Source organism: Rhodoglobus aureus, assembly GCF_039527955.1.
GTDB classification, from domain to species: domain Bacteria; phylum Actinomycetota; class Actinomycetes; order Actinomycetales; family Microbacteriaceae; genus Rhodoglobus; species Rhodoglobus aureus.
Window position 1 is genome coordinate 1 of the sequence record NZ_BAAAKW010000060.1, and the last position, 22,706, is coordinate 22,706.

19 protein-coding genes, 1 tRNA gene, 1 pseudogene and 1 riboswitch are annotated in these 22,706 nt (G+C 60.2%); of the genes and pseudogenes, 2 read left to right on the plus strand and 19 right to left on the minus strand.

Going from position 1 to position 22,706, the window contains the following annotated elements:
• Both ABD112_RS12290 and ABD112_RS12295 read left to right on the plus strand, forming a co-directional pair.
• Positions 1–103 (plus strand): annotated as a pseudogene (locus ABD112_RS12290) (IS481 family transposase); the annotation flags it as partial.
• 400 nt (positions 104–503) lie between these two features.
• Positions 504–2,375 (plus strand): ABC transporter ATP-binding protein, encoded by a 1,872-nt coding sequence (locus ABD112_RS12295; RefSeq protein ID WP_343926264.1) that lies wholly within the window; start codon positions 504–506, stop codon positions 2,373–2,375.
• 59 nt (positions 2,376–2,434) lie between these two features.
• Here ABD112_RS12295 and ABD112_RS12300 read toward each other — a convergent pair whose 3' ends face one another.
• The 19 genes from ABD112_RS12300 to ABD112_RS12385 all read right to left on the minus strand — a co-directional run bounded on the left by ABD112_RS12300 (position 2,435) and on the right by ABD112_RS12385 (position 22,705).
• Positions 2,435–3,235: a TrmH family RNA methyltransferase gene (locus ABD112_RS12300; RefSeq protein ID WP_343926266.1), complete on the minus strand. Its 801-nt coding sequence runs from the start codon at positions 3,233–3,235 to the stop codon at positions 2,435–2,437.
• Position 3,236: 1 nt separating this feature from the next.
• Positions 3,237–3,779, minus strand: a complete 543-nt coding sequence (locus ABD112_RS12305; protein WP_343926267.1) for a hypothetical protein — start codon at positions 3,777–3,779, stop codon at positions 3,237–3,239.
• Positions 3,772–4,356 (minus strand): isochorismatase family protein, encoded by a 585-nt coding sequence (locus ABD112_RS12310; RefSeq protein WP_343926268.1) that lies wholly within the window; start codon positions 4,354–4,356, stop codon positions 3,772–3,774. Before ABD112_RS12310 ends, ABD112_RS12305 begins: the two co-directional genes overlap by 8 nt.
• Positions 4,357–4,379: 23 nt before the next feature.
• Positions 4,380–5,804 carry a D-alanyl-D-alanine carboxypeptidase/D-alanyl-D-alanine-endopeptidase gene (locus ABD112_RS12315; RefSeq protein WP_343926269.1) on the minus strand — a complete coding sequence of 475 codons (1,425 nt, stop codon included), beginning with the start codon at positions 5,802–5,804 and terminating at the stop codon, positions 4,380–4,382.
• 45 nt (positions 5,805–5,849) lie between these two features.
• Positions 5,850–6,713 (minus strand): hypothetical protein, encoded by an 864-nt coding sequence (locus ABD112_RS12320; RefSeq protein WP_343926271.1) that lies wholly within the window; start codon positions 6,711–6,713, stop codon positions 5,850–5,852.
• 269 nt (positions 6,714–6,982) lie between these two features.
• A complete protein-coding gene (locus tag ABD112_RS12325; protein WP_343926273.1) occupies positions 6,983–8,335 on the minus strand; it encodes a GAF domain-containing protein in 1,353 nt (450 codons plus the stop codon).
• A gap of 19 nt (positions 8,336–8,354) precedes the next feature.
• Positions 8,355–8,431, minus strand: a riboswitch (cyclic di-GMP riboswitch).
• 278 nt (positions 8,432–8,709) lie between these two features.
• Complete coding sequence (locus tag ABD112_RS12330; protein ID WP_343926275.1) at positions 8,710–9,483, minus strand: lysophospholipid acyltransferase family protein; 774 nt, start codon at positions 9,481–9,483, stop codon at positions 8,710–8,712.
• Positions 9,484–9,971: 488 nt separating this feature from the next.
• On the minus strand, positions 9,972–10,991 hold the full coding sequence (locus tag ABD112_RS12335; RefSeq protein WP_343926277.1) for an HNH endonuclease: 1,020 nt from the start codon (positions 10,989–10,991) through the stop codon (positions 9,972–9,974).
• Positions 10,992–11,018: 27 nt separating this feature from the next.
• Complete coding sequence (locus tag ABD112_RS12340; protein ID WP_343926279.1) at positions 11,019–12,092, minus strand: DNA cytosine methyltransferase; 1,074 nt, start codon at positions 12,090–12,092, stop codon at positions 11,019–11,021.
• Entirely contained in the window at positions 12,092–13,342 is a 1,251-nt protein-coding gene (locus ABD112_RS14650) for a DNA cytosine methyltransferase (protein ID WP_425563841.1), read from the minus strand. Before ABD112_RS14650 ends, ABD112_RS12340 begins: the two co-directional genes overlap by 1 nt.
• A 403-nt stretch (positions 13,343–13,745) precedes the next feature.
• Positions 13,746–13,821: transfer RNA gene (locus ABD112_RS12345), tRNA-Thr, on the minus strand.
• 79 nt (positions 13,822–13,900) lie between these two features.
• Positions 13,901–15,463 carry an alpha/beta hydrolase gene (locus tag ABD112_RS12350; protein ID WP_343926294.1) on the minus strand — a complete coding sequence of 521 codons (1,563 nt, stop codon included), beginning with the start codon at positions 15,461–15,463 and terminating at the stop codon, positions 13,901–13,903.
• Positions 15,464–15,483: 20 nt separating this feature from the next.
• Positions 15,484–17,046, minus strand: coding sequence for an alpha/beta hydrolase (locus ABD112_RS12355; RefSeq protein WP_343926281.1), 1,563 nt, complete (start codon positions 17,044–17,046; stop codon positions 15,484–15,486).
• Complete coding sequence (locus ABD112_RS12360) at positions 17,043–18,209, minus strand: DNA polymerase III subunit delta' (RefSeq protein WP_343926283.1); 1,167 nt, start codon at positions 18,207–18,209, stop codon at positions 17,043–17,045. The genes ABD112_RS12355 and ABD112_RS12360 overlap by 4 nt, the downstream gene beginning before the upstream one ends.
• Positions 18,210–18,218: 9 nt before the next feature.
• Positions 18,219–18,848, minus strand: a complete 630-nt coding sequence (gene tmk / locus ABD112_RS12365; protein ID WP_343926285.1) for a dTMP kinase — start codon at positions 18,846–18,848, stop codon at positions 18,219–18,221.
• A 1-nt stretch (position 18,849) separates the two neighbouring features.
• Positions 18,850–21,669: a type I DNA topoisomerase gene (gene topA / locus ABD112_RS12370; RefSeq protein ID WP_343926287.1), complete on the minus strand. Its 2,820-nt coding sequence runs from the start codon at positions 21,667–21,669 to the stop codon at positions 18,850–18,852.
• 82 nt (positions 21,670–21,751) lie between these two features.
• Positions 21,752–22,117, minus strand: coding sequence for an Rv3654c family TadE-like protein (locus ABD112_RS12375; protein ID WP_343926289.1), 366 nt, complete (start codon positions 22,115–22,117; stop codon positions 21,752–21,754).
• Positions 22,114–22,524 (minus strand): TadE family type IV pilus minor pilin, encoded by a 411-nt coding sequence (locus tag ABD112_RS12380; RefSeq protein ID WP_343926291.1) that lies wholly within the window; start codon positions 22,522–22,524, stop codon positions 22,114–22,116. Before ABD112_RS12380 ends, ABD112_RS12375 begins: the two co-directional genes overlap by 4 nt.
• Complete coding sequence (locus tag ABD112_RS12385) at positions 22,502–22,705, minus strand: DUF4244 domain-containing protein (protein ID WP_343926293.1); 204 nt, start codon at positions 22,703–22,705, stop codon at positions 22,502–22,504. The genes ABD112_RS12380 and ABD112_RS12385 overlap by 23 nt, the downstream gene beginning before the upstream one ends.
• Position 22,706: the final 1 nt, after the last annotated feature.

Here is a 22,706-nt window from a genome sequence, read left to right on the forward strand (position 1 = left end):
CCCGGCCTGGCTTCACGAATACAATCATCACAGGCCCCACACTGCAATCGGAGGCCACCCACCCATCAGCCGGTTAACTAACCTCTCTGGGCAGTACATCTAGGCCGCCCGCTACCCTCCCCGAACCTTGCTGGCCCCATCGGTGGAGGCGTTGTTGTCGCCGGACTGGTGCTGGCGATCGGCATTCGACTCACGAGTGCTGCCCCACCTTTCTTGTGGGCGCTCGCCGTTCGCGGTGCGGTTTTTGCGGTCGTCGGCATCTTCGCCGCACCGCAGTCCTTCTAGCTCGCGCACACGCGGTGCTTCACTCTCGGCTCGCCGCGCCCTTCCGCGACCTCCCCGCCGACCTCCCAGCGGAGTAGCACCATCCCCACAGATACACCGGATGTTGTACGCAGCGCTCAGACAGAAGGCTTAGTGTTTTAGAGGCTGATTGCTGATGCCGATGCCGTTGAACACCCGCGGCACCTTCGCCCTACATTTTTGGGACAACGAGAAATCTCATGAGCTCGACTTCACACACTTCTGCACCTCGCCGCGGACGTTCTGGATCACGCGACAACCCCGACGATGGCCCCCGCGCCAAGTTCAGCGAACTGTTCCCGTACCTTCTGGAGCACCGCAAGGTTCTGATCTTCGTGATCATTCTGAGCGTGCTCGGTGCCGGCGCGTCGCTCGCGCAGCCACTCCTTGTCAGCCAGGTCATCACAATCGTCGAGGCCGGCAAATCACTCGGCACGCTCGTGTGGCTGCTCGTCGGTCTTGTCATCGTGTCGGGCCTCATCAGCGGCTACCAGCACTACCTCCTCCAGCGCACCGGTGAAGGCGTCGTGCTCTCGAGCCGTCGCCGTTTGGTGAGCCGGATGCTCAACCTCCCCATCTCCGAATTCGACCGCCGCCGCACTGGTGACCTCGTCTCCCGTGTCGGCAGTGACACGACCCTGCTGCGTGCAGTGCTGACGCAAGGCCTCGTTGAAGCAATCGGTGGCTCGATCACCTTCATCGGTGCGCTCATCGCGATGCTCATCATCGACCCCGTGCTCCTCGGCCTCACCGTGCTCGTGATCGCCATCGCGGTCGTGACCGTCACGACTCTGTCGCGCCGCATCCGCGTGGCGAGCCAGAAAGCGCAGCGCAAGGTCGGCGACCTGGCTGCTGCCGTGGAGCGTGCCATCTCCGCAGTGCGAACGCTGCGAGCATCCAATGCCACTGAGCGTGAAATTGATGCCGTGAACGAGGATGCGCTCGGTGCGTGGAAGATGGGAATCAGTGTCGCCAAGATCTCGGCGCTCGTTGTTCCGATCGCCGGAATCGCGTTGCAGGTGTCGTTCCTCGTTGTGCTCGGTGTTGGTGGATACCGCGTCGCCAGCGGTGCCATCACTGTCGCGAACCTCGTGGCGTTTATCCTGTTCCTGTTCCTCATGATCATGCCGCTCGGCCAAGCCTTCGGCGCGGTCACCGCCGTGAACCAGGCGCTCGGTGCACTCGGCCGCATCCAAGAGATCATCAAGCTGCCCAGCGAGCTCGAATCTGACGCCAACGTTGTTGCCGTCGCGAGCATCGAATCGGATGCCGCAATCACTTTCGATGACGTCGAGTTCTCCTACCCCCGCGACTCAGTGCTCGTCAAAGCTGAAACCGAACTGGCCGAGCTCAAGCACGCCGGCACCGAACCCGACACCAAAGAAATTGACCTCACGGTTCTGCGCGGAGTCAGCTTCTCGGTGAATCGCGGCGAACGCACCGCCATCGTCGGACCCTCGGGCGCCGGCAAGAGCACCATTCTGGCCCTCATCGAGCGCTTCTACGATCCCACGGGTGGCGTAGTGCGCTTGGGCGGCGATGACCTCCGTGGTCTCAATCGTGAAGAGCTGCGCGCGCAAATTGGGTACGTCGAACAAGACGCTCCTGTGCTCGCCGGCACCATCCGCCAAAATCTTCTGATCGGTGCACCCAACGCGACCGACGACGATTGCGTCAAGGTCATCGCCGCCGTGAACCTCACCGGTGTGCTCGAACGCAACCCGGCTGGGTTGGATGCCGCTGTTGGCGAAGACGGAGTGATGCTGTCCGGTGGTGAGCGTCAGCGTCTCGCTATCGCCCGCACGCTGCTCGCAGCTCCCCCGATTCTGCTGCTCGACGAATCGACCTCCAGCTTGGACGGCCTCAACGAGCAGATGCTCCGCGAAGCCATTGACGCCGTGGCCGAGAACCGCACGCTCATCGTGATCGCCCACCGTCTCTCGACCGTCGTCGACTCCGACCAGATCGTCGTGCTCGACAAGGGCAAGGTTGTCGGCGTTGGTACCCACTCCGAACTCGTGAAGTCGACCCCGCTCTACAAGGACCTCGCGAAGCATCAGCTGCTGGTGTAGCGGCGCTTGAGGCTGACGCGCGGCCGTTTCGCGTGCGTCAGCTCGAACGCGCCAGCGGCCTACTCGACAGCGAGCGCGAACATCGCCACCGCAGCGCTCGCGGCAACGTTGAGCGAATCAATGCCGTGGCGCATCGGGATCTGCACGATCGTATCCGCAACGTCAATGGCCTCGCGGGTGAGACCGTGGCCCTCGGTGCCAAGCACGAGCGCAACCCGCTCGGGAGCATCCGCCGCATAGTCACGCAGCGAAACAGCACCTTCTTCGAGAGCGAGCGCCGCAACCTGGAACCCGGATGCCGTGAGCAGCGCGCGAGTGTCTGTCCAGTTGCCGATGCGGGTCCACGGCACCTGAAGCACGGTTCCCATCGAGACACGGATCGCGCGGCGGTAGAACGGGTCGGAGCACTGCTCCGTGACGAGCACCGCATCCGCCCCGATGCCGGCGACGGAGCGGAAGATGGCGCCAACGTTGGTGGGGTCAACGACGTTTTCGAGAATGATGATACGTCGGGCATCCGCCAGCAGCTCGGTCGGGGTCGGCAAAGGTGGACGGTGCATCGAGGCAATCACGCCGCGGTGCAGCACGTAGCCAGTGAGTTCGGCCAGCAGCGAACCATCTCCCGTGAAGATGGGTACGTCGTCGCCGACAAGCTCAACAATCTCGTCGACAGAGGTGCCGAGCGCCAGTACTGAGCGCACCCGGTGGCCAGAACGCAGCGCGCGTTGCAGCACGAGGGCAGATTCTGCCAGATAGAGCCCGTGTTCAATCCCCTGAGCCTTGCGTAGCGCGACGTCGGTCTGATGTGAGTAATCGGCGAGGCGCGGATCGCTGAGTTCAGTAACGGGGATGACGGGCACGCTAGATTGCCCGAGAAACGCGAATGAGAATTACGGTGCGGCCATCAGCACGTTGACCGCTCGCGGCCTCGTGGCCCGGCCCCGTGACGGCTTCAACACCCTCGTACAGCACCAGATTGTCGAGCATCAGCGCATCAGCCTCTGAAGCCCATGACAGTGACGGAGACACCCGGTAGTCACCGTTTCGCAGCGGGTCTGCGTCGCCCGCAGCCAAAACCACTGTGGCGTACAGCAGACCGGAGGCGTCAACCCGCGCATACTGGGCGTCTTCGATCACCGCAGTCGCCGGCAAGTCGATTGCGGAGAACAACGCTATTTGTTCAACAGTGAGGTCACGGCACGACCCAGCCGATGAGTCACACATTCCGGCGCGATCAGGCCAGATCAGGGCGAGCACAGCGGCACCACCAGCAACAGCGATCCCGATAAGAAGGCCGAGGCCGATGAGCACCGCCAGCAAACGCACACCCAAATTCTTGCTCGGTGGCAGCACGTCAGATTCGGCGATGAAACCGGGGAGTGTTAGTTCGTCAGAGTCACTCATCGTCGGGCACAAGCATGATGCCCGCCTGTTTCATTGTGACAAGTGCCGCAGCACTCGATTCAGGCGCGACGCCAGCAATCAGGTCAGTGAACACCGTGACCTTACGGCCCGTGGCTACGGCGTCCAGTGCAGACGCCAGAACGCAGTAGTCGGTGGCGAGCCCGGCAATATCGATGCGATCAATCTCGAGACGATCAAGCAGTGCTGGCAAGGCCTCACCGTCATCGGTGACACCTTCGAAGATCGAGTACGCGGGCACACCCTGCCCCTTGCGCACATGAGCACTGATCTGCTGGGTGTTGAGCGCTGGGTGATATTCGGCACCATCGGTGTTAGCCACGCAGTGAACAGGCCAGGTATCAACAAAGTTGGGTTCGGCATCCGTAGCAAAGTGGCCACCATTGTCGTTGTTGGCGTCGTGCCAGTCACGGGATGCAATTACCACGCAGTAGTGCTCCGCGTTTGCCCACAAGTAGTTAGTGATGTCGCCCGCGACGGCAGCACCGCCTGCAACACCGAGAGCGCCACCCTCAGTGAAGTCGTTTTGAACGTCGATTACGAACAGTGCAGCAACCACTTTTTAAGTGTACGTCGGTCTGGTTAGTAGTTACTGAGATTGTTGCCACACGCGTATACGCCAGCGACGAGGTTGTCGAGCGCGCTGCGAGCATCACGAGAAATCCCCTCGCCGATCGCATAGAAAGCGAAGGCAAGTTCGGTGCCGTCTGCCGCATTCACCACACCACCGAGTGAGTGCTCTTGGTTAGTCCACCCAGACTTTGCCGCAACCTGACCGGATGCCGCAGCAGCATCCCCTTCAAAGCGATTGTAGAGGTCGCCACTTTTGCCCCCGATTGGAAGCATCGCAAAGGCGGCACCAATCGCCCCCGAACCTGAAGCCCCTTCAGCCATGAATTGTGCGACGAAAAGTGGCGGTACCTGGTTTTTGGGGCTCAGACCTGAGCCGTCGGTGATGGTGATCGTTGCGGCATCCTCGAGTCCGGCATCCGTCAACGCGCTCGGAATTGCTTGAGCGAGGGAGGATGCAGACCCGTTGAGATTGAGCTTCTTGGAGACGAGGCGGGCCAAAGATTCGGCAAGGGAATCATCACCGCTGATGAGCATCTGCTCGACGAGAATGCTCACCGGTTGCGACTTCACTTCGGCCAGCACCGTGGTGCCGACTGCCGCACCCGTGGAGAATGTGACTCCTGGCAGCCCAGCCGCTTGTGCGAATGCTTCGCCAGCAGACTTCACGGGGTCGGTGCCTCGCGGACTGATGGCGACCGTGGGGTCGGCGCGGTCACCGTTGACCATAAGCGCGGTGACGTAGGCATGGTAGCCGCCGGTGCGTTCCCGCTCAGGCCAGTTCGAATCCCACGCATCACTGGTATTCCACAGAGTGGAATCAAGCACGATCTGCGTGATCGGTACGCCGGGGTTGATTTCTTCGTAACGGGTCATCGCCTGCGAGGCGAGATCTGCGATCTGGGGGGCATCGCGGTAGTACGACGCATTTGTTGTGGCGAGCGTCGGGTCACCGCCACCGACCAAAACGATCGTTCCCGGTGTAGAACCATCGATCACCTTGGTGCTGATGCGAGTGTCTGGGCCGAGAGCCTGCAGCGCCGCTGCCCCGGTGAGAGCAGTCACGATGTGCGCGGGGCTTGCCGCTTTGCTTCCCGAGCGGCTCCACAGCACTTCACCCGTGGCAGCATCCGTTACGACACCAACCAAGCTGGGGAACGTTGCGACTGTGGCAAAATTCTCTACCGAACACGTGCGCACAGACGTTCCGGCAGGTGTAACATCCGGTTGGCTCCGCTGCTCAGCAGTGACTTCGTCTGGGGTGACATCAGCTGCCGAGTTGGCGGAGCCAACCGAAATTCCGGCGAATACTGCTCCAGCGGCAAGCAGTACAAAAACTACGGCCGCGACCACCACCGTGAATCCGGTGGGGTGTTTTGCGATTAGCGCTCGTATTCCTCCTGGCGCCTTCGGCTCACTGCTAGCTGATTCAGTCACCCGGTTATCGTACCCGGATGACTGAATCAGCGATTGCGTGAGTAATTAGCAATAAGTCCAACGTGCTGCTGCACGGGTGAAGCTGTAGGGCTCGTCGATGCCGCCGTGGGTCATCGCGAAAGCGATGCATGCCCCTCCGGTGCTGGCACCGGGGCGGTAAAGCGATGCGCGGTGTGCGCTGGATGCCCACCATTTGGAGGCGACTGTAGCTCCGCTGTTGCCTGAGCCACCAGCCAAGTTGCCATCGCAGCCTCGTGCCGGAACGCCATCTGAGCGCTTGGTGCCGTTGTGGCCCCAACCATCTAGCGGGTTCGAGCTGGGTGATTCGGCCATCCAGAAGAGGCGATCTTCCATGCAGGAGTCGTAGCGAAACTTCGACAGCGCAAATGGCTGTAAGCAGTTAGCTACGCGAATCGAGTTGTAGGCGTAAGCGAAGGATGCGAGGTCTCCAGAGGTTGTTCCGGGAACGCCCTGTGACGAACTGCGGCTCGGTGCACCCGGAACGCTGCCACCGACGTTGCCTGGACAGGATCGGCCTGCTGCCGCATAAGCTGCGCGGATCTGCTGTACGTAGGCGTTGCCACCACTCGATGCCACAACGACTGGCTTCGGTTTTGGCTTGGGCACAACCTTTTGCGCCAAGTGTTCGGAGTCGACCGTAAGCGATTTGGCTTCTGCCTTGAGCTCTGCGGCGAGCGATGCTTCAGTGATGCGTTCGACACTGGCGAGGGCAACAACCTGTGTCGACTGTTCAATCGGGCCAGTGGCCGTCGATGCGAACAGCGGTGAACGCGCCGCCGAGTTGGCGGTTGCGATGTCGGTGAGACCCGGTCCGCCTCCCCCGACGAATGGAACTACCCCAACTAATACGACAGTAAATGCCGCCGTTAAGAACGGAACTCTCCCCATGAAAATCGTCCCCCAGACGAATGATTGGACGCAGTTCCCCCTGCGTCCTAGGCCCAAAGTTAGGCGCGAAATAACCAGTTAGCAAGAGAAAAACCCCGGAAACATGCGGAAATACCCGTTAAAGGGGGGTCTGGGTGACGCTTCTATCCTCTGTTTGGGGGACAGCTAGGTGGCCCGAAATTCAGGTTTGGTGCTTGCCGGCGAATTCAACCGTGGCAGCCTCCGGAGTTGGGAGGGGGCATCCGCGCTGGCACCATGAATGGGGTTAGTCAGGACGGCGACGGTCCGTGATCTTGCAGGTGGTGCCAGAATTCCTTTTGCACCATGAGCCCCAGTTCTCTCAGGAGTGGCTCGTTTAGGTCATCGTTCTGGCCACGGGGTTGCGTGTCTATGACGCAGAGAGCCCCAATCCGTTCGCCCGAGGGTGCCTCTATGGGGAATCCTGCGTAAAAGCGGATCTGTGGGCCGGCAGTGACCAGAGGATTGTCGCGAAATCGTGAATCCGCGAGCGTGTCAGGAATAACGAGGACATTGCCGAATTCGATCGTCGTTTCGCAGAGGGAAAGATGGCGCGGTACTTTCCCCAGCCCAGGGCCGGATTGGGCGAGATTCCATTGAGAGTCCGGGCCGAGGACAGTAATGAGCGCCGTTTGGGCATGAAACGCGCTATTGGCTAGGGAAGTAATCCGATTAAGGCTAAGCGTGAGCTCAGAGTCGATGGCAGCAGCAGAGAGAAGGTCGACAGCGTGCTGGCGGTCGCTTTCATCCCCGGGAATCGGAGTGCCTCTATCGCGGGTGTCATGTGGGCCGCCAGCAAGGTGGGCAACCATCTGGGGCGCGAGTTGTGACGCCCAACGGGCGTACTCCTGCCCTGTGCGGTACCGGTCATCCCGCGGGGGATCATCCTGAGCCGAAGGAGGCTGTAGCGGCAGATACACGGCCCGAGGGTCGAGCGATGTCAGATCCATAGTCAACTGGTTGAGAAGGCGGGCATGAGCATCAGCTGTGGCGCTGACCCTGGCACTGAAGAGGGGGATGGATTCGATGGGCTGAATGCCCACCACAAAGAGCGGCGAATCCGGTGGGAAACTGGCCGCGAAGCCTTCCAACATTTCGCGTAACCGGAGGCTCCACTCCTCAGGCGGCGTAAGAGTCAGCGCGTCGTTTACCCCGACCGTGACAATCACCGCATCGTAGCGATGGGAGGGAACGGACGTCATCGCGTCAAGGGCGCCCGCAACGTCCATGCTCGGGTCGGCCATGACATCTACCGTGCAGCCGAAACCAGTGAGATTTGACAGCGCTCGGGCGAGGGCACCGGGCAGGGCGAGCTCATGGCTGGTGACTCCCCAACCAACTGCCGGTCCAGATCCCACGAGGAGCAAACGCTGGCTGTTCGCGCCCCGTGCGTGCCCACTCGGATGGTCGGTGGGGCTAGGAAGATCCCGAGCACGTCTTTCTCCTGCTGCGACTCCCGCGCGCAGGACGGATGCGGAAAACCATCTCCGAACCGCGTTCTGTCTTCCGACAACCGTCACCGGCATCGGCGGGCGGTCGAAATCGGGGGCTTCGATGACAGTGTCGGCTGCGGAAGCGGTATCAATGGGGAGGTTTCTGCGCATGGAAAGTAGAAGTTTTCAGTTCAGCAACCCGGCTAACCTTTGTGGGGTCCCGTGGCTTTGCGTCGCCGGTTCGCACCGGGTTTGCCATTTTGGTGAAGGAGAACGCAGTTCTCTCTGTGGAGTCAAGCCGCGGTCGTGTGTCGTTGGTTATTTCAATCTTAAGCAGACCGGCTGCTAATACCTTCCACGGAGCGACCCCAGTTGGGGACACTGCCGCGCAGCGCTCGACGCGGTCGCACGTTATTCGGACCACCGATCTCGATCGGTCGTCGACGCTAACACCGCAGGCTGGGGAGCAACCGAGAGCGCCTTGCATGATCATGCGACGCAAGATAATTTCTGCTGCCCAGTGAGAGAGGCGAAGGTGTGCGCTTCTACCGACGCTTGCGAGGAGACTGCGTCCGCCGTAGCTCACGCTCGGCGTCGGCTGCTGCCGCCTCCTCTGGGGTGGGGGCTGTGCCCGCGAGGTGACGCGGCTGCCACCACTGGCCAGTGCCATCAAGCGGGTAAGCCTGTTGCGCTTTCTCGAGGAGGCGCTCCATGGTCGCTTTCAGCCGCGCCGTGGCTGCCACCGCGTCATCCGCCGCCGTCACCGTGATCGGCTCGCCGACGACCGTCATGATGGGCACGCCGAAGCGCTCACGCAACGAGATCTTGCGGTTTTTGGTCATGAGGCGTTGTCCGCCCCACACTGCGAGGGGAATGAGGGGCACACCGGCTTCTGCCGCCAAGCGCACAGCTCCGGTCTTGAAGTCACGGATCGTGAATGACGCGCTCACCCCGGCTTCGGGAAATACCCCGATCAGCTCGCCCGCCCGCAGGGCTTTGACGGCGGCGGCGTATGCGCTAGCTCCGGCCTTCATATCGACCGGGATGTGCTTCATGTTGCGCATCAACGAACCAACCACTTGCTTATCGAACACGCTCTTCTTCGCCATGAAACGGATGCGGCGGTGGTTATGCAGCCACGTTGCCCATTCGACAAGGGCGAACTCCAGGTACCCAAAGTGAGTCATAGCTATGACGGCCCCACCCGCATCGGGGAGGTTCTGCGCCCCGAGAACGGTGCGGCGTACTCGTAGGGCGCCGAACATGGCGCGCCCGGCACCGATCGCTGCTGTGTAGATCGGCTCGTTGCGGTATTTCATGACGTCAGTTTAAGAGACTGGCATGGGAGCTACCCGCGAGAGGGCGCAAATACCTCACAGGGCATAAAAGTAGGGGCCGGATTGTTCCGATCCCTACTTTGACACGCATTTCTGGTGGAGCCGCCTGTCAGAATCGAACTGACGACCTTCTCATGACGAGAGGGAGCAGATCATTTCAGCAGATTGCGTTTGCCTGCACGAAACTGCGAAGTCACCAGTGTTTAGGCGGAAGTTGAACTATCAAGTGCAATGTTGTGCCATGGAATACGGGGACGAACTAGATGAGTTTGCCCACTAGCTGCCCACTAAACATGCCTCGCGCCATCCTGACGCTGGCAACCGGCGCGCTCCTTGGTGACGCTCTAAATGAATGATCGATCTTTCATTTCGGTCCGCACGAATGTCAGGCTAATCGGGCTACGTTCCGCTCCAGACGAGCTCAGTATTCTCCGCTCCCACACCGCGCCAACGTATTCCCTAAAGCCTCATCAACCGACCCATCGACGCGCCTCACGCCCTGTGTTCAGAAACTCGGGTCGTGGACGATCCGCCATCGCATCCGGCACTACTGCCAATGTTGCACCATCGAAAGCCATAAGTTCATCAAGCCCACCCTCCAAGGAGGCGGCGCGCAGAGACCGTCCTCGAAGCGCTGAGATTTCGACCACGTAGCCTGGTGTGATCGAAAGCAAATTCGCATCGTAGGCGCGATGATGGTTCCGGCAAAGGGACAATCCGTTACTGGTCAAATCCGTACTTCCGGGCCAAGCGACGGGAATAATGTGGGCAGCTTCAGTGAGAGCCAGCTGAATTGTGCACACCGAGCACCTTCCGCGATAAGCCAAATTAATTCGACGACCAAAGTCCCAAGCTCGAAAATTGGTTGTGACCACTCGAGCAATTTTGTGTCGAGATTCCGTGACCGGGTCCGGTTGCGTATCCTCGACAACATCGTGAGCAGAAGCAGCGATTTCATTGAGCAGTTCAGCAATTTCAGCCGCAGTATCACTGTGAATCTCTTCCGCATTCAAACAATAAACGGCGAGTAGTTCAGCTCGAAAAGCAACCACCACATCGTCGCTATTTCGAAGAGCTGCCGCTAGCCCGATCGAATTCGCAGACACTAACGTTTCCTCGCGAATTTGAAGCGAAGGAGAGTTGGATGACCGATGACCGTGGACCGTCGCGTCCCACCCGGCGAAAGTACGAAATGTCGAGCTCCAGCCTAGAACGATAGTTGTCTCTCCGGGAACGTTCTCGGGCATCTCGCCCGTGAGTTGAATCCGGTATTCGTTGGGGGCTCGTGCGGCCCCTCCCCCGTGCGTCACATTCCAAGCGTAAATGCGGAGAATTGTTGCACCTTCGTCTCCGAGCGGTCCAAGGAGAACCCTCATCGGCTTCGGCCTGTTGGCTGGCAGGAGCAACACGGTGCGGCCGCTAGCGCGCAAAGACTGCAAGATATGATCCTCCAATGCCGAGGGCGACAACTTTGGCGCGACGTCTGACATTTCGATTCCCCTTTTATAGAGCGGAGCTTAAGCCGCTTTTGGTTTGCCCACTTGCAACGCAAGAGTGCTTGAGAGCTCTCTCCCCAACGCCCGAGCAAGCTGCGGAGGGACAGCGTTCCCAACTTGGCGCCATTGTTGCTCTAATTTGCCGTCAAGGTACCAGTCGTCCGGGAACGTCTGAAGTCTCTTGACTTCTTCGATCCGGAGGATTCTATTCTTCCAATGGAGCGGGCCCATGTTGTTAGATCGCCGAGCTTGGATCGTCCACGACGGCATATCAGGACTCAGCTTTAGCAGGAAGGACCAATACCGCTTCCGCCACTCGAATTGCGGGTTCGGATGGCCCCGCTTCGCGGTAAAGAATAGGTAGTTATCTCCAGGCGGGATTTGCTTCAAAAGGTCTCGATGTTTTCCGCCGGCTACATGCCCCGCGTCGTCAGCATTCTCCTCAGTATCCAGATCGCTAATCGCAGATCCGGAGGTCGCCCAAGGGGGCAGGCTCGAGTCCGCTCGTGAAGGATCTCGGTGCGACGCGGAGGGCCAAGAAAATTCAGCATCGAGAGTTCCCACTAAAAAGAAGCGCTGTCGAGTTTGGGGTACTCCGTAGTCCGCGGCGTTAAGGACTTTCATCTGACACTTATACCCGAGCGCCTCTGCGGTTTCTACTATGTGTTCAATCGTCTCACTGTGGACTTTGAAGGCCATGCCAGCCACGTTTTCTAGAAGAAATGCCCTAGGACGCAGCCAAGTGAGCGTTTCGAGATACCCACTGATAGTCACCTCGCCCACAGGATCATTCATCGCCCGTGGCATTTCAGTACGGTAAAAACGGCTCTTCGAGAAAGGCGGACACGGCGGCCCCCCAATCAGAACATCTACATCCTGAAGTGCCTTCTCGCCAACTAGCGCTACAGCCTCAGCCCGGGAGAAGTCGGCGATGCTTCCCTCGAAAAACTCCGATTCCGGAAAATTTATTGCATGACTTCTTGCAGAAAACGGGTCGCTATCGACACCCAGTACGATGTCGAAGCCGGCGTCTCGGAATCCAAGATCCAGACCTCCGCACCCTGAAAAAACGCTAACTGCTTTCAAACGAGCCACTACGCGACACTCCGCTTGGCTGATAGCGAGTTCATTGCAGCCAGGACCATCTGCTCGGCCATGACCGACGGGACAGCGTTCCCAATCTGTCGCACCTGTTCCCGACGAGGGCCCGAAAAATGGTACCCATCCGGAAAGGTCTGAAGGGCGGCAAGTTCGCTAATTCGCAGACGCCGACCACTCCAATGGAACGGCCCTGTCCAAGGACCAGGACTAGCCGGAATTGTCCATGAAGGGCGTTCCGGATCTAGTTTTAGAAGAAAATTCCAGTAGCGTGTTTCGGTCTCAAATGTGGGGTTCTGATGACCCGCCCACGATGTATGAAACTTATAGTTCATACCGGGCGGTACATCCTTTAAGTGGGAGGCCCAAGTCCCTGTGACTTCTTCGTTTCCTTCAGAGTATTCCTCCCCCTCGAATCTTCTGAGCGCATCCCCAGAAGTAACCCAAGGTAGCTGGCCATCCGTAGGGGCCTTAAAGTGTGTCGCTGCCGGCGCTTCCGGCTGAGCTTCTCGAGACCCCAACAAAAAAACACGCTGACGCGCTTGAGGCGCACCGAAATCGGTAGCCATCGCCACTACTGTGCGGGTGAAGTACCCGGCAGCCTCCGCATCAGTTCGCAATGCCTCAAAAACGTGTTTGTTGCGTGGATGCATGATGCTAGGGACATTTTCGAAGACGAATGCGGCGGCATCGGCTTCCCTCGTTAACCTCCAAAACTCATTTACAAGAGTTCTTCTGCTATCCGGCCTCGCCAGTAGCGGCTCAGTAGTGCGCTGTGCAGATTGGCCACGAGATCTAGCCCGACGATATGCCGCCTCATCGCCTTTGTCGACCCAATATGCAGCCTTACTGAATGGCTGACACGGAGCGCCTCCGATGACGACGACATCCTCGCGCAAACCCAATCCGGCTTCTCTACGCAAATCTACTGCCGTCAATTCTGTGACGTCAGCCTGTAGCGCTGAGCCACCATGCAACTCTGGGTTAGCGACAACGGTCTCGCAAGAGTACCGATCGCTATCGACAGAAAGTCGGAGATCCGCTCCAGCCCGCGCTGCGCCAATACCTAGCCCGCCAGCTCCCGCGAAGAGATCAATGACTGGCAATGAGTTCAGCACTTTGTTTCCTGCTTTCTGTCCGACGATACATTGGAGAGTACTTTCAACGGCCGACATATTAGGCCGCGACTTCTCCCGCGATCTTTCGTGCCGGTCTAGCGTCTCAACTCTGTCGAACGACAAGCTCATGGCACAGCCACCTTGAAGGTTCAGACCGTGTTCTATCTTGGCTTAATTCTAGATCGCCTAACGCATCTGGTCGGAATGCAACGCTGCCGACCGAAGAAGTGGAGAAAAGCAAGAATCTCGATGACATTCGGATATTTCTTGCCTATCGAATAGGCTAATCGCTCGCCTGCCAGAATCAGAATCATGACCTTCTCATTCGATAGGAGATGGAGCGCTATTTAGAAGGCGAATTGGTTCAAAAGGGCCCGTAGCTAGCTAGTGCTTACGACAAGATCGTCTGCAGCTAGCTCCGCTTCGCCCTCACACTGAAACCCCGGTGAGTTGGATCTGCCCACTTTTTGCCCACTAGACATCAAATAGGGGGACATTGAATCTTCCAAACACGCCCCTGACCAGCACTTTCTGGAGCCGCCTGTCAGAATCGAACTGACGACCTTCTCATTACGAGTGAGATGCTCTACCAACTGAGCTAAGGCGGCCGGCCGCATTTTCATGAGGCACAGCAAGATAGCTTAGCCGAAGTTTCGGGGCACCATAGCCGTCACCGTGAACTTGCGGTTAGGCGCCACAGTTGGGGTCGGCATCCGGCACCGTTCCGTTGACAAAATAGTTGTCGACAGCGTTATCAATGCAGGCGACACCACCGTTGTACGCCGTGTGACCTTCACCGTTGTTGGTGATGAGCTGCGCGCTCTGCAACTGCTCGCTCAACGCAACACCCCACTCGTACGGGGTTGCTGGGTCACCAGTGGTCGAGATGATGAGCACCGGCGGTGCACCTTCACCCGTCAGCTCGGTGATGCCGGGGCCAATGTATTTGTATGGCCAATTCAGGCACGTGAGGTCAGCAGTTGGAGGGAAGTCGCGATACGTCGTCGGCGACGCCTCCCGCATGAGCTCCTGCTGCTTCACCAACACTGCAGCGTCAGTCTCCACCGGGTAATCAACGCAGTAGATCGCGATAAATGCCTCAAGCGAGTTGTCAGTGTACGCACCGTCAAGGTCGCGGCTGTAATAGAAATCAGCCAAGAAGAATGCGGTGTCCGTCTCGCCGCGTGCTGCCTCCGAGAAGAGGTCATTGAGGAACGGCCAGGAATCCTGAGAATAGAGGGCGGTGCTCATCGCGATATCGATGACACCGGCATCCATCATGCGGCCATCGGGCGCAGCAATCGGGTTCGCGTCATAGCGATCATAGAGCTCGCGGATAGTCGCCAGGGCGGCATCCACCCCACCAGGGAATGGACAGTCATCAAACGAGGTTGGGCAGGCTGCCAAATAGTTCTCGAGCGCACGCTGGAACCCAGCCGTCTGCACACGCCCTACCTCGAACACCGAGATTGACGAATCCGTCGCGCCATCGAGCACGATACGGCCAGCGTTCTCGGGGAAGTTCTCGAGGTAGTACGAACCAATATCGCTGCCGTACGAGTAGCCCAGATACTGCAGCTTCTCGTCGCCAACAATCGCGCGCAACATGTCGAGATCGTGCACCGTGCTCTGAGTGTCAATGAACTGCAAGATCGGACCCGTGTTGTTGAAGCACGCTTGGCCGAAACTGATCGCCACTTGCTCGCTCTCCGCAAGCCACTCGTCACTGCCGACCGCGGAATCCGGAATCCCGAAAATGAACTCGTCAAGACCCTCATCGTCGAGGCACGTCACGGGAGTCGAACGACCAACACCGCGAGGGTCCCAGCCGATCACGTCATAGTTCTCGCGCAGGTTCGCACTCACCGCAAAGTCCACGTCGTCATGGATGAGATCAAAACCTGAAGCGCCCGGCCCACCAGGATTCACAAACAGCGACCCCATGCTCTCCCCAGTCGCCACATGACGAGCCAGCGCAAGAGTGATGTCGGTCTCCGGCGTCGGGTTCGCCCAATCCATCGGCGCCGTCGCGGTCGCGCACTGAGCGCCGTCATCACAATCAACCCACGTGAGCACCTGCTCGTAGTACGGGGCAAGTTCAGCCGACACCGTCTCGCCGGTCGGCTCAGAACGCTCGCCAAGCAAATCAAGAATGTTTAGGCAGCCGCTCAGCAATACCGTCACTGCCGCAGCAGTAACCACAAGGGCGAACCTGCGAGCACGAACAGCGGAACCAGTATTGGTGGACATCACGGCCCCGAGCCTAGTGGCTAGCAGTTCGGGTCTACGGCCGGAACCACGCCCGTCAACAGAAAATCCTCTACCGCCGAGTTCACGCACTCATTCGACTTGTTATACGCCGTGTGACCTTCGCCGTTGTACGTGATGAGGTGTCCGCTGTCGAGGTTGCCGGCAACAGTCTGCGCCCACTCATAGGGTGTAGCAGGGTCGTTCGTGGTTCCAATCACCAACATGTCGGCAGCTCCGGGAGCGGAAATCGCCACGCGGTCACGCTTCGCCTCCACCGGCCAGGTGGCGCAACCGGGATCGCCGTACGACATTTGCGGACCAAAAATGGGAGCTGCGACTGCAAGCTCGGCAGCCTGCTCATGCATGCGGGCGACATCTGCAGGCTCGCGGGCATCCAAACAATTGATCGCAATGAAAGCTTCAGTCTGGTTTTCGGCGTAGCTACCGTCTGGGCCGCGGCCGTTGTAGCTGTCAGCCAGATCAAACGCGATGCTCGCATCCCCCTGCATGACGGTGGTGAAAAGTTGGCGAAGGTAGGCCCAATTGCCTTGGCTATACAGGGGCAGGATGATGGCGGTGAACATTGTTCCGCTGCCAAGCTGACGGCCGTCGGTGTTGGTGAGGGGGCTCTTATCGAGGCGATCCAGCAGAGTGCGAATTGAGGCACGCGACTGCTCGGTCGAGCCGGTGAATGGGCAATCACTCGCTCCGGCGCAGTCTTCCAAAAACGCATCGAGCGCGCCTTCGAAGCCCTGGGCCTGGGCCTTAGTCCCCTCAAATTCGGATGCCGCGGGGTCAACCGCACCGTCGAGCACCAGCCTTCCCGTCTTCTCGGGGAACAGCTCGGCATACACCTGGCCAAGCAGGGTTCCGTAGGAGTAGCCCAAGTAGTTGAGCGTGGTGTCGCCCAGCGCGGCGCGAAGCATGTCGAGGTCGCGGGCAGCGCTGGGAGTATCGACAAACCCCAAGAACGGGCCGGTCTCCTCAAGGCAACGCTGAGCAAACTGGGCGGCTGTTTCCGTGGAAGCAGCAATCCACTCGTCGCTGCCCTTCTCCCCCGGCGTGATGCTGTAGATGTACTCATCGAGCTCGGCGGGGTCTGAGTAACACGACACCGGCGTGGAACGGTTCACCCCACGAGGGTCAAAACCAACCACATCAAACTGCGACTGCAAGGCCTCACTCGTGGCGTAATCCACGCTGTCGGCGACGAAATCGAAACCAGAACCACCGGGACCACCAGGGTTCACGAGCAAGGAGCCGATGCGGTCATTGCCGCGCGCGGTCTGACGCACGAGAGCCAACTCGATGGTGTCTCCCTCAGGGTTCTCCCAATCGACCGGCGCAACCGCTGTGGCGCACTGCAGGGCATCGCCGCAGTTCGCCCACTCCAGCACCTGCTGGTAGAAACGCTCAAGCCCCGGAGCCACAGCTTCTTCAGTGGGCGTTGACGTCAGGTTGGATGCCGGAGGCATGAACCAAGACACGCATCCGCTGAGCATTAGCGAGACGGCAAGCGCGGCGGAGGTTACGCCGAAGAGACGGGCACGGGCGCTGCGGGTCGTGCGGCCTGTGCGGCTCATGCGCCGCGTCCCGAAACCGCGACCTTCACGAGCATGGCTTCGAGTGCTAGTGCCGGCGCAACGTTGCTTTCGATACGGCGACGGGCTTCGGCGATCCCGTCCATGATCGCGAGCGTTGCGACCGGGGTTGTGCGGGCAGCAACTGCGGTGATGTTGTTGAGAATGCTGAGGTTGATGAGTTCGCCTGGCGCGCCAATCTGAGTCAACAAAATATCGCGGTAGAGCGAGAGCAGGTCAACCATAATGCGGTCGATACCGTCGCGCAGCCCGCGGGTGGCGCGACGCTTCTGATCTTCTTCCATCACTTTAAGCTGGGCGCGCAACGCCGGTGGGATGGTTCCACCGGGGGCAACACCGAGCGAGCGAAGGGCAGATTCGCGCTCGTGGGCGTCCCGTTCTTCGGTGAGGGCTGTGGCATCCGCCTTCGAGAGATCGAGCAGAGTTGCCGCAGCAATCACAGCTTCAGAGACCGAGCGGATGCCGAGAACAGTTGTCAGCGTGCGTTCGCGTCGTTCGCGGGCTTCTGCATTGGTGGCGAGGCGGTGCGCCATGCCGATGTGGCTTTGAGCTTCACGCGCGGCACGCAGTGCAATATCGGGTGCGACGCCATCACGATCTTGCAGAAGTTGGGCGACATCGGCGATCGCGGGGGTGCGGAGTCGCACGCTGCGCACGCGCGAGCGGATGGTGGGGATGAGGTCAGCTTCGCTGGGGGCGCACAGAATCCAGACGGTGCGGGGTGGTGGCTCTTCGAGCGCCTTGAGCAGCACGTTGGAGGTGCGTTCGGCCATGCGGTCGGCGTCTTCGATGATCATCACCCGGTAGTGACCGACTGAGGGCGAGAATTGCGACGACGAAACGAGTTTGCGCACTTCGTCGATCGAGATGATGACGCGTTCAGTGCTGAGCACTCCCAGGTCGGGGTGAGTGCGTGCCATGACTTGCTTGAACACCGACTCTTCGGTCTCGTCGCCGCGAGTACCGAGCAGCGCTGCAGCGAACGCATACGCAATATTTGAGCGACCAGAACCGGGCGGACCGGTGATCAACCACGAGTGGGTCATCGACGATTCGCCGGTGCTACCTAACGCCGAAGACGATGCGGCGGCTTCGAGAATGGCGATCGCCTCAGCTTGGCCGGTTAGGCCTTCCCACAACGACATGCGCTCAGTCTAAGCGGGTTGCGGCAGGTGAATCTGGATGCGCTTACGGATCGCTGTGGCGATTTCGTTCATGTCGCGTGCGGCATCCACAACAAGGATGCGGTCGGGCTCTTTTGCGGCCCGCTCAAGGAAGGCGTCGCGCACGCGAGTATGGAAATCTTGCTTCTCAGCTTCGAGTCGGTCGTAGCGAGTGCGCGCGCTGTCGAGGCGCTCTCGTCCGTCGGTGGGATCAAGGTCGAGCAGCACAGTCACGTCGGGTAGCAACCCTTGAGTTGCCCATAGTGAGAGCTCGCGCACTTCGTCGGCGCCGAGCACTCGTCCGGCACCTTGGTAGGCCTCGGATGAGTCGATGTAGCGATCCTGAACCACAATGTCGCCGCGCTCGAGTGCCGGTCGCACAACGGTTGCGATGTGGTGGGCGCGGTCTGCGGCGTAGATGAGTGCTTCGGCGCGGGGGTCCATATCGCCGCGCCGGTGCAGCACGATTTCGCGCAGCTCAAGGCCCAGGTCGGAACCTCCCGGTTCGCGGGTCACCACAACGTTGTGTCCTACTTGTTCGAGCCAGTTCACGAGGAGCTTCGATTGCGTCGTCTTGCCCGCACCGTCGCCGCCCTCAAGGGTGATGAAGAGTCCGGGCACGCTACTGGGTTTCGTCGGCCGCGGGTGCGGCAGGCTTCGCGGCTGCAGTCTTCACGGCGGGTTTCTTCGCGGCAGGCTTCTTGGCTGCCGGCTTCTTCGCGGCCGGCTTCTTGGCGGCGGGCTTCTTCGCAGCGGGCTTCTTGGCCGCTGGCTTTTTCGCCGCAGTCTTGCGCTTGACCGGCCCCTTGGCGCGCTTGTCTGCGAGCAGTTGCACTGCACGCTCGAAGTCGACGTCTTCTACGGTTTCACCGCGCGGGATGGTGGCATTGGTGGTGCCGTCGGTCACGTAGGCACCGAAGCGGCCATCCTTGATCTTGATCGGCTTTTCGCTCACCGGATCGGCATCAAATTCCTTCAGGGCACTGGATGCTGCGCGGTTGCCGTACTTGGGCTGCGCGTAGAGTTCGACGGCTCCGGCTACATCGATGTCGAAGATGAGGTCTTCGCTCGTGAGCGATCGGGTTTCGACGCCCTTCTTGAGGTAGGGGCCGTAGCGTCCGTTTTGCGCGGTGATTTCGACTTCGGTTTCGGGGTCGAGCCCGACCACGCGCGGCAAGCTGAGCAGTTTGAGTGCGGTGTCGAGGTCGATTGCGTCGAGTTCCATGGTCTTGAAGATGGATGCCGTACGCGGCTTGACGACGGCAACCTTTTTGGGCTTCTTCGCCTTTTTGACTTCGCCAGTCTTGGGGTCGATCTCTTCGACAGGCTCGGGAACGGGTTCAGGTTCTGGCTCGAGCTCGGTCACGTAGGGGCCGAAGCGGCCATCCTTGGCGACGATCTCTTTGCCCGTTTCGGGGTTGATGCCGATGACGCGGTCGCCGATGATGGGTGCATCGATGAGTTCTTGTGCCTTTGCGAGGGTGAGTTCGTCGGGCGCGAGTGCTTCGGGAATATTGATGCGGCGAGGCTTCTCGGGGTCGTCACTGGGGGTTTCCAGGTACGGGCCGTACTTTCCGATGCGCAGGGTCACGTCATCCGAGAGTCGCATTGAGTTGATCTCTTTGGCGTCGATCTCACCGAGGTTGTCGATGACGGTGCGCAGACCGCGGTATTTCTCGTCGCCGAAGTAGAACGACTTGAGCCATTCGACGCGGTTCTGGCTGCCACCGGCAATGCGGTCGAGGTCATCTTCCATGCCGGCGGTGAAGTCGTATTGCACGAGGTCGCCGAAGTATTCTTCGAGCAAACGCACGACGGAGAACGCGATCCAGTTGGGCACGAGTGCCTGGCCGCGTGGGGTGATGTAGCCGCGGTCGATGATCGTGGAAATGATCGAGGCGTAGGTCGACGGGCGGCCGATGCCGAGTTCTTCAAGCTTCTTGACGAGGCTTGCTTCCGTGTAGCGCGGCGGCGGGCTAGTCTCGTGACCCTTAGCTTCGATGTCGAGAAGGGTGAGCGTCTGACCTTCCTTGAGGGGAGGCAGTTTTGCTTCTTTGGGCTCGGCGGTGGCGTTGCGATCTTCGTCTTGGCCTTCTTCATAGGCCTGCATGAAGCCGCGGAAGGTGATGATGGTTCCGCTGGCCGAGAATTCGGCGACGGGTGCAACACCTGCGGTAATGGTGATGGATGCCGTTGAGCCTTTGGCGTCGGCCATCTGTGAGGCGACGGTGCGCTTCCAGATCAGTTCATAGAGCTTGAAGTCGTTGCCGCGCAGCGTGGACTGCAGCTCGCTTGGCGTGCGGAACGTGTCACCAGAGGGGCGAATTGCTTCGTGGGCCTCTTGAGCATTTTTGCTCTTGCTGGCGTAGACGCGCGGCTTCTCGGGAATAGCATCCGCGCCGTAGAGGGAAACTGCTTGGTTGCGGGCCGCCGTGATGGCCTGCTGCGAGAGCGACGAGGAGTCGGTTCGCATATACGTGATGTAACCGTTTTCGTACAGCGACTGGGCGACGCTCATGGTTTGGCGGGCGGAGTAGCGCAGCTTGCGGCCGGCCTCCTGCTGAAGCGTTGAGGTGGTGAAGGGTGCTGCGGGGCGACGCGTGTATGGCTTGGTTTCGACCGTTTTCACGGCAATGGTGGTGCTGGGCATCCGCAGTGCGTCTGCAAGGGTTTGTGCGGCCTTTTCGTCGAGGGCTACGGCGTCACCTTTGAGGTTTCCGCGGTCGTCAAAGTCGCGGCCGGCGGCAACGCGCTTGCCATCGAGACGCACAAGTTTGGATTCGAAACCGTTGGTTTCGCTGTCGGGCGAGAGCTGGGCGATGAGGTCCCAGTAGTTGGCGGTGATGAAGGCGAGACGTTCACGTTCGCGCTCAACGACGAGGCGGGTTGCCGCCGATTGCACTCGGCCGGCGGAGAGGCCTGGGCCGACTTTGCGCCAGAGTACGGGCGAGATCTCGTAGCCGTAGAGGCGGTCGAGGATGCGTCGGGTTTCTTGGGCGTCGACGAGTGCGGTGTCGACGTCGCGGGTGTTGTTGATGGCCGCTTCGATGGCGTCTTCGGTGATTTCGTGGAACACCATGCGCTTGACGGGAACTTTGGGCTTCAGCACCTGGAGGAGGTGCCAGGCGATGGCTTCTCCTTCGCGGTCCTCATCAGTTGCGAGGTAGAGCTCGTTGGCTCCGCTGAGTGCTTTTTTGAGTTCGGAGACGGTTTTCTTTTTGGCGTCTGAGACTACGTAGTAGGGCTCGAAGTCGTTTTCTACGTCGACGGAGAACTTGCCAAGGGAGCCCTTTTTGAGCTCGGGCGGCAGGTTGCGGGGTTCGACGAGGTCGCGGATGTGACCGACGGAGGAGAGCACGTCGTAGTCGTCACCGAGATACTTGGCAATCGTCTTGGCCTTGGTTGGCGACTCGACAATGACAAGCTTTTTGGTGCCAGACACGGGACTCCTTGGGTGATGACGCACTTGACCGGTGGCAGCGCCACTGTCAGCGACACACTACACACACCGACCGCTCAGTTGCCTAATCCGCCCTGGTTGGGGGTGGGCCTGCAGTTGCGCTCGTTGTGACCAGTATGCCGAGGATCCGGCGACTTGCGGTAACCGTGACAATACGCCCATCGACTGTGCACTCCTCTATATAGGCGTTGTTTGCGACCGCGAGTCGAGCCGCGTTGTCGCACGCGTACCCAGCAATGAGGCCACTTGCGGTGTCGGCGGCGGCGAGCGCGGCAGCATCGGCTGCTCCCGCGAGTGCGTGCTTGACGCTCAACGCCCAATAGAGAGGGATGACGAGAGCGGTGAGCGCGATGACTGCTGCGACGAGGCCGACCATAAGGATGGTGCCGGCGCCGCGTTCGTCTCGCATCCGGTTGCTCTCGCCCATCATTTGCCTCCGCCGAGCGCACAACTGCTGGCGCTGAGGGTGATCGGCAGCAGCCCGAGCAGTGCGTTGCGCGCTGGGGCGCTTACGGTCGCGCACACGAGGTCGTCGCGGTGTTGAGTGGTGAGCTGTGCGGAGGAGACGAGGGCGGATGCGGTGGCTGCGACGGCTGCGGAGCTTTCGTCGCGCGCAAGGCTGCGCGCAGAAGCAGCGGCCGCGTCTTGCAGGCGGACCTGCAGCCCAGCCAACTGCACCCCGCTGAGGCAGCACACGAGTACGAGGGCTACAGCGGGCATCGCCAGCGCAAACTCTGCGGTGACGCTGCCGCGCTCATAGCTGACTGATCGCTCAATGGTGGCTGCTCGCCGGTAGCCGGCTCTCCTCGCGCTGCTACGAGGGAATGGAGAGCGCACTGCGAACAATGTCGGTGAGCATGCCGCGCACTTCTCCCGATCGGAGCACGACAACGAGTAAGCCGGCAAACCCGACTGCGGCGAGCGTGGTGATGGCGTATTCGGCGGTGGCGGCGCCGCGCTCCGAGCGGAGTCGGGCCCGCAGGATGGTGATCGCGCCGGCGTGCGGGGGCGTCGCCAAA